This is a genomic window from Bordetella tumbae (genome assembly GCF_054780995.1).
Genome location: NZ_BAAGVG010000023.1, coordinates 388,461 through 403,618 on the forward strand (window position 1 = coordinate 388,461; position 15,158 = coordinate 403,618).

General features: G+C 60.6%; 15 protein-coding genes. All 15 read right to left on the reverse strand.

Features of this window, described 5'->3' with window-relative positions:
• Nucleotides 1–83: 83 nt before the first annotated feature.
• Nucleotides 84–701, reverse strand: a complete 618-nt coding sequence (gene rnhB, locus ACYVI2_RS24230) for a ribonuclease HII (RefSeq protein ID WP_415817043.1) — start codon at nt 699–701, stop codon at nt 84–86.
• Nucleotides 688–1,875 (reverse strand): lipid-A-disaccharide synthase, encoded by a 1,188-nt coding sequence (gene lpxB, locus ACYVI2_RS24235; RefSeq protein WP_415817045.1) that lies wholly within the window; start codon nt 1,873–1,875, stop codon nt 688–690. The genes rnhB and lpxB overlap by 14 nt, the downstream gene beginning before the upstream one ends.
• A complete protein-coding gene (gene lpxA / locus ACYVI2_RS24240; RefSeq protein ID WP_415817047.1) occupies nt 1,872–2,666 on the reverse strand; it encodes an acyl-ACP--UDP-N-acetylglucosamine O-acyltransferase in 795 nt (264 codons plus the stop codon). Before lpxA ends, lpxB begins: the two co-directional genes overlap by 4 nt.
• The gene (fabZ, locus tag ACYVI2_RS24245; protein WP_094821232.1) at nt 2,667–3,122 is read right to left on the reverse strand and encodes a 3-hydroxyacyl-ACP dehydratase FabZ; all 456 of its coding nucleotides are present in this window, start codon (nt 3,120–3,122) and stop codon (nt 2,667–2,669) included. It lies immediately after the preceding gene.
• A gap of 60 nt (nt 3,123–3,182) precedes the next feature.
• A complete protein-coding gene (lpxD, locus tag ACYVI2_RS24250; RefSeq protein WP_415817049.1) occupies nt 3,183–4,337 on the reverse strand; it encodes a UDP-3-O-(3-hydroxymyristoyl)glucosamine N-acyltransferase in 1,155 nt (384 codons plus the stop codon).
• Nucleotides 4,338–4,351: 14 nt separating this feature from the next.
• The gene (locus ACYVI2_RS24255; RefSeq protein ID WP_415817051.1) at nt 4,352–4,912 is read right to left on the reverse strand and encodes an OmpH/Skp family outer membrane protein; all 561 of its coding nucleotides are present in this window, start codon (nt 4,910–4,912) and stop codon (nt 4,352–4,354) included.
• A 120-nt stretch (nt 4,913–5,032) separates the two neighbouring features.
• Nucleotides 5,033–7,369 (reverse strand): outer membrane protein assembly factor BamA, encoded by a 2,337-nt coding sequence (bamA, locus tag ACYVI2_RS24260; RefSeq protein ID WP_415817053.1) that lies wholly within the window; start codon nt 7,367–7,369, stop codon nt 5,033–5,035.
• 54 nt (nt 7,370–7,423) lie between these two features.
• The gene (rseP, locus tag ACYVI2_RS24265) at nt 7,424–8,755 is read right to left on the reverse strand and encodes an RIP metalloprotease RseP (RefSeq protein WP_415817055.1); all 1,332 of its coding nucleotides are present in this window, start codon (nt 8,753–8,755) and stop codon (nt 7,424–7,426) included.
• 20 nt (nt 8,756–8,775) lie between these two features.
• Entirely contained in the window at nt 8,776–9,975 is a 1,200-nt protein-coding gene (locus ACYVI2_RS24270) for a 1-deoxy-D-xylulose-5-phosphate reductoisomerase (RefSeq protein ID WP_415817056.1), read from the reverse strand.
• A complete protein-coding gene (locus tag ACYVI2_RS24275) occupies nt 9,972–10,829 on the reverse strand; it encodes a phosphatidate cytidylyltransferase (protein ID WP_415817058.1) in 858 nt (285 codons plus the stop codon). The genes ACYVI2_RS24270 and ACYVI2_RS24275 overlap by 4 nt, the downstream gene beginning before the upstream one ends.
• Nucleotides 10,830–10,846: 17 nt before the next feature.
• Nucleotides 10,847–11,611, reverse strand: a complete 765-nt coding sequence (uppS, locus tag ACYVI2_RS24280; protein ID WP_415817060.1) for a polyprenyl diphosphate synthase — start codon at nt 11,609–11,611, stop codon at nt 10,847–10,849.
• Nucleotides 11,612–11,748: 137 nt separating this feature from the next.
• Nucleotides 11,749–12,309, reverse strand: a complete 561-nt coding sequence (frr, locus tag ACYVI2_RS24285; protein WP_415817062.1) for a ribosome recycling factor — start codon at nt 12,307–12,309, stop codon at nt 11,749–11,751.
• A 15-nt stretch (nt 12,310–12,324) separates the two neighbouring features.
• Nucleotides 12,325–13,041 (reverse strand): UMP kinase, encoded by a 717-nt coding sequence (gene pyrH, locus ACYVI2_RS24290; RefSeq protein ID WP_094821240.1) that lies wholly within the window; start codon nt 13,039–13,041, stop codon nt 12,325–12,327.
• Nucleotides 13,042–13,136: 95 nt separating this feature from the next.
• Entirely contained in the window at nt 13,137–14,015 is an 879-nt protein-coding gene (gene tsf / locus ACYVI2_RS24295) for a translation elongation factor Ts (protein ID WP_415817064.1), read from the reverse strand.
• Between the two features lie 163 nt (nt 14,016–14,178).
• Nucleotides 14,179–14,928 (reverse strand): 30S ribosomal protein S2, encoded by a 750-nt coding sequence (gene rpsB / locus ACYVI2_RS24300; protein WP_415817066.1) that lies wholly within the window; start codon nt 14,926–14,928, stop codon nt 14,179–14,181.
• Between the last annotated feature and the right edge of the window lie 230 nt (nt 14,929–15,158).

Sequence of the window (15,158 nt, forward strand, 5' to 3'; positions counted from 1 at the left end):
CGTGCGAGAAACACTATTAAATCGGATTGAATCCATTCAGCCTGCACCGCACAAGCCGGACATCGCCGGACGTAAACAGAATTTTATGGCGCTGGCATCAGCAACTCGCGCACAGGCGCAAAGCTGCGCCGGTGTTCCGCGCAGGGGCCATGCTCGCGCAGACGCGTCAAATGCAGCGCAGTGCCGTAGCCCTTGTGCTGATCAAAGCCGTACTGCGGATACTGTGCATGCAAGCGCAACAAATCGGCGTCACGAGCTGTTTTTGCCAGGATAGAGGCGGCCGAGATGGCCGGCACCAGTGCGTCGCCCTTGATCACGGTTTGCACCGTGCAGCGGAGCTTTGGCGCCTGATTGCCGTCGACCATCGCCACCTGTGGCGCATGGGCCAACCCTTCGACGGCTCGTTGCATGGCCAACAGTGTCGCCCGCAAAATGTTCAAACTGTCGATTTCATCGACACTGGCGCTGGCAATGCACCAACTCAATGCGTATTCCCGGATCTCTATGGCCAGCGCCTCGCGGCGGATTGCCGTGAGCACCTTGGAATCGGCCAAGCCGTCGATGGGCTTCGCGGGGTCCAGGATCACGGCCGCTGCGTAAACAGCCCCCGCGAGCGGTCCCCGGCCGGCCTCGTCGACGCCGGCCATCGTCACGCCCGAGAAATCAGGCGTGGTGCAAGCAAAAAGGCTATGTTGATCCATGAGCCACATCGAGAATTGCGCGTGCCGCCAAGCTCGCCGTATCGCGCGTCAGATCGTGATGCATGGCGGTAAAACGCGTATGTATGCGTGCGGCATGGGCCTCGTCGGTCAGGGCAGCCCAGGTCGCCTCGGCCAGCTTATCTGGCGTTGCATCGTCCTGCAATAGCTCCGGCACGGCGAAATCGCGCAGCAACACGTTGGGCAGCCCAACCCACGGCAAATACGGCCGCTGCTGGCCGGATTTCCAGGCCATGATGCGGCGCATCCATGGGGACAGATAATAGGAAATGACCATGGGGCGTTTGAACAAGGCCGCCTCCAGGGTAGCCGTGCCACTGGCCACCAAGACCGCGTCGCTGGCCTCCAGCGCAGTCCACGCCACTGGCGCGCTGCCCGCCGTTGTCAGATCAGCGGCCGTCACGCAACGCAGCCCCGGGACGGGATACTGCGCCAGAATGGCGTCGAACTCTCGGCGTCGCTCGGCATTGACCATCGGCACAATGCATACCAAACCGGGATCCCGCTGGCGCAGTTGTTGCGCCGCCTGCAGAAAACGCGGCGCGAGGATGCGGATCTCCGACGAGCGGCTGCCTGGCAAGATAGCCAAGACGCGCGCATTGTCATCCAGGTTCAGGCGGCGCCGTGCCGCCTGGCGGTCGGGTTGCATCGGAATGGCATCTGCCAACGGATGCCCGACATAGGTCACCGGGATGCCTTCTTTGCGGTACAGGTCTTCCTCGAAAGGAAACAGCACCAGCATGTGCGACACCGCCTCGCGGATCTTGTGAATGCGCTCGTAACGCCATGCCCAGATCGACGGGCCGACAAAATGCACTGTGGGCGTACCCGCCTGGCGCAACTGCAATTCGAGCTTCAGATTGAAATCCGGCGCATCTACCCCGACGAACACTGAGGGAGGTTCGGCCAGCCAGCGGCGCTTGACGTCACCGTAGGTGCGCAACAATCCCGGCAGACGCTTGAGGGCATCCACGTAGCCGAATACGGTCAACGCATGCATGGGATGCCAAGCCTCAAAGCCGGCGGCGTCCATCGCGGGCCCGCCGATGCCTTGGCAATGCAAATCGGACTCGGCCTGATGCAGGCCGGTTATGACACGGCTGGCCAGCAGGTCGCCCGAGGGCTCACCTGCCACCATGCCGATAGTAGTGGTCATGGCCGGATGATGCCCCGGTTCGAGGCATCAAAGAAATCCAGCAAGGTCTGCAACGCCTCGGTCGCATCAGGATGCGACTGCTGGCGCGCGCGCAGCTCTGCGCGTGCCTCGTCCAAGGACAAACCACGGCGGAAAACGATCTTGTACGCCTCGCGCACACTGGAAATCACTGACGCGCTGAAACCGCGACGGCGCAAGCCCTCGACATTGACACCAACCGGGCGGCAAGGATTGCCAGCGCCCAACACAAACGGCGGCATATCCTGCATCAGAGAGCTATTGCCACCCGTCATGCTGTGCGCCCCGATCTTGCTGAACTGGTGCACCCCGGTCAGCCCGCCCACAATGGCCCAGTCGCCAACGTGGACGTGTCCCCCCAGTTGTACTGAGTTGGCCAGAATGGTGTTGTTACCCAGATGGCAATCGTGCGCAACGTGCACGTAGGCCATGATCCAGTTGTCGTCACCCATGGTGGTCACGCCACCGTCCTGGACCGTGCCCGTATTGAACGTGGTGAATTCCCGGACCGTATTACGGTCACCAATGACCAGACGCGTGGGCTCAGCCGCGTACTTTTTGTCCTGAGGCATGCCGCCGATCGAACAAAACCGGTAAAACCGGTTATCTCGGCCTATCGTCGTCACGCCGTCGATCACGCAGTGAGGACCGATCTCCGTCCCTGCACCGATAGTGACATCCGGGCCAACGACACTATACGGCCCGATCCGCACGCTGCTGTCGATCTGAGCGCTTGGGTCGACCAAGGCGGTGGGATGGATATTTCCTGACATTTACGCTTCCAGGCTACGGATGGCGCACATGAGCTTGGCTTCGGCCACCACCTGGCCGTCCACCAATGCACGCCCTTGGTATTTACAGATGGCGCGGCTGAGCCGCTCGGCCTGTACTTCCAGACGCAATTGGTCGCCCGGCACGACGGGGCGGCGGAAACGCGCCTCGTCGATCCCTACCAGGTAATAGGCGGTCTTGGCGCTGTCGCATTTCAGGCCGCCGTCGTCATCGGTGAAAGAAAACAGCGCGGCCGCTTGAGCCATGGCTTCGGTGATCAACACACCGGGCATCACAGGGTGATGCGGGAAATGGCCTTCGAAGAAAGGCTCATTGATCGACACGTTTTTAATGGCAACGATGGATTTGCCCGGCACGATTTCCAGCACGCGGTCAATGAGCAGCATCGGATAGCGATGCGGCAAGCGCTCCATGATCGCCTTGATGTCGAGTTCCATTTCGTAAAGATTCCTACCGTATTGAATGATGACGCCGTCACCGCAGGCTGCGGTGACAGGTCAGGCTTTTTCGAGTGCCCGCAGCCGGCGGCGCAGCTGCGACAGTTGTTGTATCACGGCGGCGTTACGTTGCCACTGGCCGTGTTCAGCGTAAGGATACACGCCAGTGTAACGGCCTGGCTGGGAAATGCTGGAGGTCACCGCCGTCCCCCCCGAAATATGGACGTCATCGGCCAAGGTCAGATGCCCGGACAGCATGGCCGCGCCAGCGATCGTACAGCGCGCGCCTATGACCGTCGAGCCGGCAATGCCCACGCAGGCAGCCACCGCAGTATGGGCGCCGATACGCACATTGTGCGCCACCATGATCTGGTTATCGAGCTTGACGCCGTCACCGATATCGGTGTCCTCAAGGGCGCCGCGATCGATCGTGGTATTGGCGCCGATCTCGACGTCGTCCCCGATGCGCACACCGCCCAACTGAGCGATTTTCCCCCAGGCACCCTGCCCCAGCGTCGGATCCGGTGCAAAGCCGAAACCGTCAGCGCCGAGGACCGCGCCGCTATGCACGATGGCTCGTGCACCGATGCGTACATTGGCGTACAACGTAACACGGGCATAAAGCACGCAATCGGGCCCCACACTGGAGTTCTGTCCGATCACGCACCCAGGCCCCAGTGTAGATCCGCGTCCGATACGAGCGCCCGACTCGACCACACAATGCGGACCAATACGCACGTCATCCTCGATGACGGCATCAGGCGCCACAACGGCCAGCGGATGCACGCTGGCCGGCTGTTTCGGGTGACGCGCAGCGTCGAACCACTGCGCCAGACGGGCGTAAAGCAAATAAGGATGCGCACATACGACCCGGATACACGACAGACCGTCTGCACCAGCCGACATGGCTTGCGCCACATCCGGCGTCACAATGACTGCGGCGGCCTGTGTGCCAGCCAACTGGCCCTGGTAGCGCGGATTGCTCAGAAAGCTGATTTCTTCCGGTCCAGCTGATGCCAGCGTACCGATACCGCGGATACGGGGCAATGCCGCGCGCAATGCGGCGGCGTCACCTTGTTCCGTATCACCGAGGACGATACGTTTGACATCCCCCGCTGCGCCCGTCTCGATACGCAGGTCCAGCCCTTGGGTATTCACCGAAGCCAGCAGCGCATCCAGGGCTGGCGCGCGGGCGGTATCCAACAGGATCGGCATGCGACCTCGGCGATTTATTTGCCGAGCGCCTGAATCACCTTGTCGGTGATGTCGATACGCGGGTTGACCGTCACAGCGTCTTGCACGATCAGGTCGTAGTTTTCTTGTTCGGCAATTCTCTTGATGGCCTGGTTGGCCTTGGTCACGATCGAGGAGAATTCCTCGTTGCGGCGGCGGTTGAAGTCCTCTTGGAACTCGCGGCGCTTGCGTTGCAGATCGGTATCCAGGCGCGACAGGTCACGTTGGCGGTTGACACGGTCCGACTCGGACAGGACTGGGGAATCCTTGTCGAATTTTTCAGCTTGGCTGCGCAGATTGCCGCTCAGACGCTGCAGTTCGTCGTCGCGCTTTTTGAATTCCGACTCGATCTTGCTTTGCGCAGTCTTGGCCGGGCCGGATTCGCGCAGGATACGCTCGGTATTCACGAAGCCGATCTTGGTGCCTTGTGCATGCGCAGGCAGCGTCACGGCAGAGCCGAGGAACAGCGCACCCGCCAGGGCCAGCGTACCGCGCAGTTTGCCGACGCGCTGGATGCGCGACGGGCTCGAGGTTTTGAGTGCGAAATCAGACATCATGAAAATCTCACCTTCCAATGAGGTAAAGCAAAGCTGCTATTGTGCCACTAATCCAGCAAATACCGCGTTGCGGCGTCTTGCTAGTGTGATTATGCGTAACCTATCCGGTCACGGCACTGTTTAGAAACCAGTACCAATCTGGAACTGGAACGATTGCAAATCGTCACCCGACTTGGAGTTGAGCGGACGGGCGTAAGACAACTGCAGCGGTCCCAGCGGCGACTGCCACGACAGGCCGATACCTGCCGAGAAACGCCAGCCGCAAGGATCATCCACCTCGCTGCCCGGCTCACCGCCCGTGCATCGCATCCCGCTGCCCGCCGAGACTTGGCCCGCATCAGCAAACAGGAACCAACGCAGCGTACGATCTTTGGAAGCGCCCGGGAAAGGCAGATACAACTGCGCATTACCGACGATACGACGCGCACCACCCAGGTAATCGCCTGTGAGCGAGTCACGTGGGCCCAGCGACGAACCGTCATAACCACGTACCGTGCCGATGCCGCCCGCGTAGACGTTCTTGATGACCGGGAAGTCCTTGCTGCCGTAGCTGAAGCCGTAATCCACCATACCGTTAAAGGCCAGCGTGTAACTACGGCCCAGCGGAACATAGTACTGCTGCTGAGCCGTCAGCATGTAGTACTGGAGATCCAGCGTGGATACGTCAGCCTTCAGGCGGGTGTACGAACCCTTGGTCGGGGCCAGCGCACTGTCACGCGTGTCCTTTGACCAGCCAGCGTTGAAAATCAGCGCATTCGTGCTATCGCCATACTGGTCAACGAAGTCGCGATAGGCCTGCGGCGAGTTGTCGTACAGATCGATCTGGTTATGCTCGAACGTGCCGCCCAGGAAGATCCGGTCATATTCCGAAATCGGCACGCCGAAGTTCATCCCCAGACCGAGCGCCTTCACCCGGTAATCCCCGTCGCCAGAGCCCGTCTCGTACGGCTCAGTCACACGGTAATAAGCCGACGTCGTACGGCTGATACCGTCTTTCGTGAAATACGGATCCGTGTGCGACAGCACGACGGCGCGGTTGCTCTTGCTGGTGTTGAATTGCAGCGTCAGGTTGGTACCGCTGCCGAACACGTTGTCTTCGCTGATCCCTGCCGACAGAATGGCTTTTTCAGACGAACCGTAACCTACACCGAGGTTGATCATCCCGGTGGGCTTTTCTTTGACGTCCACGTTGACGTCAACCTGGTCGGGCGAACCCGGGACCGGATCGGTCGAGACGTTGACCTCGTTGAAATAACCCAGACGGTCGATACGATCGCGCGAGATCTTCAAGTCGCCCGAGTCGTACCAGGCGGCCTCTTCTTGGCGCATTTCACGGCGCACGACCTCGTCACGAGTGCGGGTGTTACCGCCGATCTGGATCCGGCGCACGTAAACGCGGCGGCTGGGATCGACGTAGAACGTTACATCGGCCTCGTGTTTGGCACGATCCAGCGTGGGGTTCGGATTGACGTTGGCAAACGCGTAACCCAATTCGCCCAGATAATCCGTGATCGCCTTGGACGAATCATTTGCCTGGGCCGCCGAGAAGGTCTCGCCTTCTTTGACCTGCACCCGGCTCTTGATCTCCGAATCCAGGCCCAGGAGGTTGCCGGCCAGCTTCACGTTGCGCACCTTGTAAGGCTCGCCCTCGTGAATGGTGACCGTGATGTAGATGTCTTTGCGGTCGGGGGAAATCGTGACCTGCGGCGGCTCGACCGAGAACTCCAGGTAGCCCTGATCGAGGTAGAACGAACGCAGTGTCTCGATATCGCCTTCGAGTTTCTCGCGGGAATACTTGTCCGAATTGGTGTACCAGGTCAGCCAGCCGGGCGTCGACAACTGGAACAGATCCAGCAGGTCACCCTCGGAAAAGGCCTTGTTGCCCACCACGCTGATCTGGCGGATCTTGGCGACCTCACCTTCGAACACGTCAAAGCTCACGCCCACGCGATTACGCGGCAGCGGTGTCACGGTCGCAGTGACCTCGACGCCGTATTTGCCCTTGCTCAGATATTGTTCCTTGAGCTCGAACTCGGCACGTTCCAGCATCGACTGGTCAAATACCCGGCCCTCGCCAAAGCCCACCTGCATGAGCGACTTGGTAATGGCTTTGGAGTCGAACTCGCGCATGCCGTTGAAGGTCACCGAAGCGATCGTCGGACGCTCCTGTACGACCACAACGACCACATCGTTGTCCGTCTCGATTTTGACGTCACTGAAAAAGCCCGTGCCATACAGGCGCCGAATGGCTTCGGTCGCCTCGGCCTCGGTGAATTGCTGGCCGACTTTGACGGGCATATACCCGAACACGGTGCCCGCGTCCGTACGTTGAATGCCCTCTACGCGGATATCCCGCACGACAAAAGGTTCGAACGCATGGGCTAGCGCCGGCATGAGAAGCGCGGCAAGCAGGCCCGGCATCAAGCCCTTTTTGTGATGAAACATCCGAGAAAACATGTGCTTGGCTATCCTAGGTCGAGCAAATGGCGAAAGATTTTATTCTATTGTCTGTCACGTGAACAGGCGGGCGAAATCATTAAACAAGGCAAGCCCCATCAGCCCCGCCAATACGCCGATACCGGCGCGTTGCCCAATGTCTATCCATCGGTCGGGCGGAGGACTGCCTCGTACAATTTCGACGAGATAGTACAGCAGATGGCCGCCATCCAGCATAGGGATCGGCAACAAGTTCAACACGCCCAGGCTGATACTGATAAGTGCCAAGTAGGCAATATAGGCGGCAAACCCAATACGGGCGGTCTGTCCGGCGTAGTCCGCAATCGTGACGGGACCGCTGATATTGCGCCAGGAAACTTCGCCGATCACCATGCGGCCCATCATGCGCAAGGACAGCCAAGCCGTATCCCATGTGCGCACAGCCGCGTGACCAATGCTTGCAAACATACCGTAACGTACCGTCACCATGGGGAGGTCTCCCCCAAGCTGTACACCGATACGCCCGATGGTTTGGCCATCTACCGTTTCCGCCCGCGGCACCACGGTCACCGATCGCTCGCTCCCATCGCGAACCATGGTCAGCGCCAACGGTGCGCCTGCATGCCGCTGAATGAGCTGCACCAGCTGTGCGGTATCGGGATCGATCAAATCGCCCGCACGGATAATGCGATCACCATCGATCAAGCCGGCGCGCTCGCCTTCGCTGCCTGTGACCACGCCACGCACGATGGGCTTGGGCTGAGCCAGCCGCAGCCCGGCATCAGCCAATGGATCACCCTGCTGCGGGTCCATCCCACTGGCAGTCACCTGCAATACGCGGTGCTGCGTCGCCCCATCGGAGGTACGGACCTGTACTTGTGCCTGTCCGCCCGTGGACAGCACATCGATCAAGTGCCAACGCGCATCATTCCAGGACACAACCGGGCTGCCGTCGATGGCCACGATCTGATCACCGCCGTGAAACCCTGCCCGTCCGGCCGGTGTTTCTGCCGCAGGGGGCGCGATGATGGGTGCAGGTTCTTCGGTACCCGCGAGATTCAACCCGGCATACAGCGCCACGGCCAAAATCAGATTGAATACCGGCCCTGCCGCAACGATCGCGATACGCCGGCCCACCGGCTGAGTATTAAAAGACTGCGCGGCCTCTGCGCGAGTCGCTCCTGCTGGCGGGTCGTCTTGCATCTTGACGTACCCACCCAACGGAATCGCCGACAGCGCCCATTCGGTGCCATGCTTGTCCCGCCGGCGCAGCAGCACCCGGCCAAAGCCTATGGAAAACCGCAACACGCGCACCCCGCACAGCCTCGCCACCCAGTAATGACCCAGCTCGTGAAACGTGATCAGGATGCCCAGGGCGACGATGAAAGCAAGCAGGGTAAAAAGCATGTGTCGTTAGGGCGAAGAAATCAGGCCAAGCCGAGATTACCCGTGTAGGCTCGTGTTTCAGCATCGAGCGCCAGCACGTCGGCAAGATTATTGAGCGTAACAGAAGACCGCCGTTGCTGCCATTCCAGAGCCGCCGCAATCACCCTGGGGATCCAGGTATAACGCAAGCGCCCGGCCAGAAACGCCTCGACAGCGACTTCGTTGGCGGCGTTCAGCGCGATACAGGCCCCCTGCCCGCTGCGCAAAGCGTCAAATGCCAGCTTTAGGCACGGGAAACGCTCCAGATCGGGCGTTTCGAATTCCAGACGCCCGCATCGGGCCAGATCCAGCGGACTGACGCCGCTCGCGAGCCGATCTGGAAAGCCCAGGCCATAGGCAATGGGCGTACGCATATCAGGCTGTCCCAACTGCGCGAGGACGGAACCGTCGTCATACTCCACCATCGAATGCACGACGCTTTGCGGGTGTATCAGGACCTCGATACGATCCGCAGGCATGGCAAACAGCCAATGAGCCTCAATGACCTCGAGCCCTTTGTTCAGCATGGTGGCCGAATCGACCGAGATCTTGCGCCCCATGCTCCAGTTGGGATGCGCGCAGGCCTGATCGGGCGTGACGTCGTGCAGATCCTCGGGGTCCTGGCGCCGGAACGGCCCGCCCGACGCCGTCAACAGCAAGCGCCGTACGCCGCGCGCCGGCTCGGTAGGCGCACCGGCGTGTTGCCCTTGGGGCATACATTGAAAAATAGCGTTGTGTTCGCTATCGATCGGCAGCAGTTCGGCGCCGTTCTCGCGGACTGCCTGCATGAACAGGCCGCCTGCCGCCACCAGGGCCTCTTTATTGGCCAATAAGATCCGTTTACCTGCCCGGGCCGCAGCCAACGCCGACGGCAGGCCTGCCGCTCCGACGATGGCAGCCATCACGGTATCGCATTCGGCGTCTGCGGCGGTATCCGCCAGGGCCTGGGCCCCTACCCGGATGTCCGGAGCGGATTGTCCGGCCGGCCACGCGGCCAAAAAGCGGCGGCGTGCCGCGTCGTCCGGCACGACGACCACAGCCGCCCGGCTCGCCAAGGCCTGCTGGGCCAGACGTTCCATACGGCTGTGCGCAGACAAGGCATAAACCGCCAACCGGTCAGGGTGACGGGCAATCACATCCAACGTGCTTTCGCCGATAGATCCCGTAGCGCCGAGAACGGCAACGCGTTGAAAACGGCTCAAGACAACACTCCAGACAGCAATAACGCAAACGGCGCCACCGGCAGGATCGCATCGATGCGGTCGTAGACACCGCCGTGACCTGGCAACAGGCCACTGGAATCCTTACGACCGGCACGGCGCTTGAGCAAGGACTCAAACAGATCGCCCACAATGGAGATTGCGCCCAATAACACAGCGGCAAGCAAAGCCAGCGGCAAAGACAAACGCTCGATCAGCGCCTGGCCGAAGCTGCCATCCCAAAAACTCGAGATCCAGACCCAGATGACGGCGCCCGTGACGCCGGCCACCGCGCCGGCAATCGTTTTTCCGGGACTGACCTTAGGAGCCAGTTTACGCTTGCCGAACGCCCGGCCGGCAAAATAGGCAGCAATGTCGGCGACCCAGACGAGCGCCAGCAAGGACACGACAAACCAGGCGCCGCGCGTCATGAAGGTCAATGCCAACACCGACCATGCTGCGAAAACGGCCGGCACGCTGAATATCGACCACGGCACACTGGCAGGCGGCGCATCGGATCGCCCGCGCACCACAGCAGCCGTCGCACCCACCAGCCATATCAGTGCCACAACAGGCACCAGGCCCCGAACGACCGCCGCCTGCAGCGCGCCACTATCAGGCGTGCCGTATAGCCAAGCCCAGCTTGCGTATAGCATCACGGCCAGCAACCCCACCGCTATCCCAACGCTCAATACGCTAGACGAGGCTGACGCGATGGTCAGCCGCAGCCATTCCCAGCATGCGCAGGCCGCCCCTATCGCCAGCAACACCATGAACCACCAGGGGTTTGCCACAGACAGCGTCAGGGCCAGCACGGCCAGCAACACGACGGCGGTGATAACGCGTTGAACGAGCATAGAAATCTCCGGTGATCTCAGCGCGCCGCATCATTGCGCAACTGTTCGCTGGTACGGCCAAAACGGCGTTCGCGGGTGCGGTACCACTCGAAAGCCGCCTCGAGTTCGTCCGCCCCGAAATCCGGCCAGTAATGATCAGTGAAGTACAGCTCGGTATACGCCAGTTGCCAAATCAGAAAATTGGAAATGCGTTGCTCACCGCCAGTGCGGATGAACAAATCGGGCTCTGGCGCCCACGACATGGACAAGTGGCTGCTCAGATGCGCTTCGTCGATGCGCTGCGGATCATTGGCCAATTCAGGGTGTTGGGCAAGCATGGCGCGCGTTGCCTGCAGTACGTCCCAGCGCCCGCCGTAATTGGCGGCCACGGTCAGATGCAGACGATCATTATGCGCCGTGCGAGCCTGCGCATCGGCGATCAACGACTGCAACCGCGGCTCGAAATGCGACAGATCTCCGACCACGTGCAGACGCACTCCCTGATCATTGAGCTTGTCGACTTCGCGCTCCAATGCCTGCACAAACAGACGCATCAACAGGGAGACCTCTTCGACAGGACGTCTCCAGTTTTCAGAGCTGAAGGCAAACAATGTCAGATAACGCACCCCGCGTCGCCCACACGCCTCGACCACGCGCCGTACGGCTTGCACGCCCTTGGCGTGCCCGGCGGTACGCGGTAAATGCCGGCGCGTCGCCCAGCGGCCGTTGCCATCCATGATGATGGCGACGTGCTGCGGAACTGCCTGCGTGGCGGGAATCGCCTGGGTGGAACTGATTGCCATGTAGGAAACGAGTCAGGCCTCCGGGGCCTTGTCTGAGCTGAAAATCAAAAAAATCACGCCGCTACACCAGCACCGTGCCGGCCATGCAGCAGCGGTACGGCGCAAGCGGCGCGCGTGCGAACAATATCTTGACCCGATTATACGGTCATGATCTCCGCTTCTTTGGTGGTGACCATTTTGTCGATCTCGGTCACGCTTCGATCGGTCAGCTTTTGCACGTCGTCTTGGGCGCGGCGCTCGTCGTCCTCAGAGATTTCCTTGTCCTTGACGAGCTTCTTGAGCGACTCGTTCGCCTCGCGGCGCAAGTTACGCACGGCGATCTTGGCGTCCTCGCCCTCGCTCTTGACCACTTTGGTCAGATCACGGCGGCGTTCCTCGGTCAATGCCGGCATCGGAACACGGATGGTGTCGCCCATCGAGATGGGGTTCAGGCCCAGATCGGATTCACGGATGGCCTTTTCGATCACCGCAGCCATGGGCTTTTCGTAAGGCTGCACGCTGATGGTACGCGCGTCGACCAGATTCACGTTGGCCACCTGGCTGACGGGCACCGGCGAACCGTAATATTCAACCTGAACGTGGTCCAGGATACCCGTGTGGGCACGGCCCGTACGGATCTTGGACAAGTTGACTTTCAGCGTTTCCAGCGACTTGGCCATGCGGGATTCGGCCGATTTGCGGACTTCTGCGACGCTCATGAAAATATCCTTTGCTTAAACGTGTACCAACGTGCCTTCGTCTTCGCCGCTGACGACACGCTTGAGTGCGCCGGACTTATTGATCGAAAACACTTTCAGGGGCAGCTTCTGGTCGCGGCAAAGCGCGAACGCCGTCGCATCCATGACTTCGAGGCGGCGCACAATGGCCTCGTCGAAGCTGATGCGGGTGTAACGCGTCGCCGTGGGGTCTTTGTTGGGGTCAGCGCTGTAGATGCCGTCGACCTTGGTAGCCTTCAGCACGATTTCAGCGCCGATTTCAGCGCCGCGCAACGCGGCAGCCGTATCGGTCGTGAAGAACGGATTGCCCGTACCCGCCGCAAAAATCACGACTTTGCCCTCTTCGAGGTAGCGCAGGGCCTTGGGGCGGATGTAGGGTTCGACGACCTGATCGATATTCAGGGCCGACTGCACGCGGGCGTCGACGCCTTTGTTTTTCAGCGCGTCCTGGAGGGCAAGCGCGTTCATGATGGTCGCCATCATGCCCATGTAGTCGGCCGTGGCGCGATCCATGCCCTGGGCGCCGGGTGCGACGCCACGGAAAATATTGCCACCGCCAATAACGATGGCCAGTTCGACGCCTAGCGCCGAGACTTCTGCAATTTCATCGGTCATGCGCACGATGGTGCTGCGATTGATGCCAAAAGCATCATCGCCCATCAGCGCCTCGCCGGAAAGTTTGAGAAGAACCCGTTTGTATGATCTGCTGCTCATAGGTGATGTCCCAGGGAACAATCCGACGAAAGTGTAAGACAAGAAATAGGGCCGGACTAGATGTTTATCTAGCCGGCCCCGGGTACTACGACTACTTAGGCGCGGCCAGCGGCGGCGGCGGCGACTTCAGCGGCGAAGTCGCTGGTCTTTTTCTCGATGCCCTCGCCTACGACAAACAGCACGAATTGGCTGATCGAGGCGCTCTTTTCCTTGAGCATCTGTTCAACCGATTGCTTGTCGTTCTTGACGAAGGGCTGCGACAGCAGCGTAACTTCTTTCAGGAACTTCTGCACCGACCCTTCGACCATCTTGGCGACGATTTCGGCAGGCTTGCCGGACTCGGCGGCCTTTTGTTCGGCAACCGAACGCTCGGCGGCGATGTCAGCAGCAGCAACGCCGTCGGCGTTCAGCGCCTTGGGCTTGGTCGCAGCGATGTGCATGGCCAGGTCTTTACCGATTTCTTCGGTACCCGTGTATTCGACCAGCACGCCGATCCGGCCACCGTGCACGTAGCTAGCCAGCGCGTTGGGCGTTTCGATGCGCTGGAAGCGGCGCACGGAAATGTTTTCGCCGATCTTGCCGACCAGGGCGGTACGGGTGGTGTCAACGGTACCTTCGCCCAGGGGCAGCGCCGACAAGGCGGCCACATCGGCGGGATTCTGGGTGGTGACCAGCTCGGCCAGCTTGTTCACAAAAGCGACGAAGTCGTCGTTCTTGGCAACGAAGTCGGTTTCGCAGTTGACTTCGATGACAGCGCCTTGCTTGGCGTCAGCCGAGATGAACAGGCCGATCAGGCCTTCGGCCGTCACGCGGGCGGCAGCCTTGCTGGCCTTGTTGCCCAGCTTGACGCGCAGGATTTCTTCGGCACGAGCCAGATCGCCTTCGGCTTCGGTCAGGGCCTTTTTGCACTCCATCATGGGCGCGTCGGTTTTCTCACGCAGTTCCTTGACGAGGGCGGCGGTAATTTCAGCCATGATTGCTCCAATTTCGCTAAGACATGCCCCGGCGCAACCGGGGCATATGGTTTGATTCGACAAGACGCCCGCTTTCAGCGGGCATGAGACGGGAGCCCGTCTCGAGACATCCGATGGCGGTTGTAACAGACCCGGCTGTCACAAACCACCACCGGATCAGGCATTAGGCCTGGTTGTCCTGCACTTCGACGAACTCTTCCGAACCTTCGCCGGCTTCTTCGACGATACCGTTCAGGTTTTGCTCGCGGCCCTCGAGGACGGCGTCAGCGATACCCTTGGCGTACAGCGCGATGGCCTTGGCCGAGTCATCGTTGCCGGGGATGATGTAGTCCACGCCGTCGGGCGAGTGGTTGGTATCAACCACGGCCACCACGGGGATACCCAGCGTGCGGGCTTCGGCGATGGCGATCTTGTGGTAGCCAACGTCGATCACGAACAGTGCGTCGGGCAGACCGTTCATGTCCTTGATGCCGCCGATGGACTTGTTCAGCTTGTCCAGTTCGCGTTGGAACAGCAGGCCTTCTTTCTTGATCATGCGCTCGGCGCCGCCTTCGGCGACGACGGTTTCCATGTCCTTCAGGCGCTTGACCGAGGTCTTGACCGTCTTGAAGTTGGTCAGCATGCCGCCCAACCAGCGAGCGTCAACGAAGGGCATGCCGCAACGGGCGGCTTCGGTAGCGACCAGTTCGCGAGCGGCGCGCTTGGTGCCGACGAACAAGATGTTGCCGCCACGGGCAGCCAGTTGTTTCACGAACTTGGTGGCTTCCTGGTACTTCACCACGGTCTGTTCGAGGTTGATGATGTGAATCTTGTTACGGTGACCGAAGATGTACGGGGCCATCTTGGGGTTCCAGTAACGGGTCTGGTGACCAAAGTGGACACCGGCTTCCAGCATTTCGCGCATGAGGGACATAATGTTCTCCGAGGGTTGGTTCTTGCGTTACGCCTGTACCGGCTCGTGCATGGCACGGCTAGCACCCTGGGTGGCATAACGCGCGATTTTTCGATGGCCACCTGGCCACCAAAATGGTCTAGCCCTGAACCCGGCCGGCCGATCACCACAGAAAAACACCCGCTATGGAGAACAAACCCAGACGACCGTAGCAGCATAGGGCCTACAATGCATTCACAGTAGACCCGGGC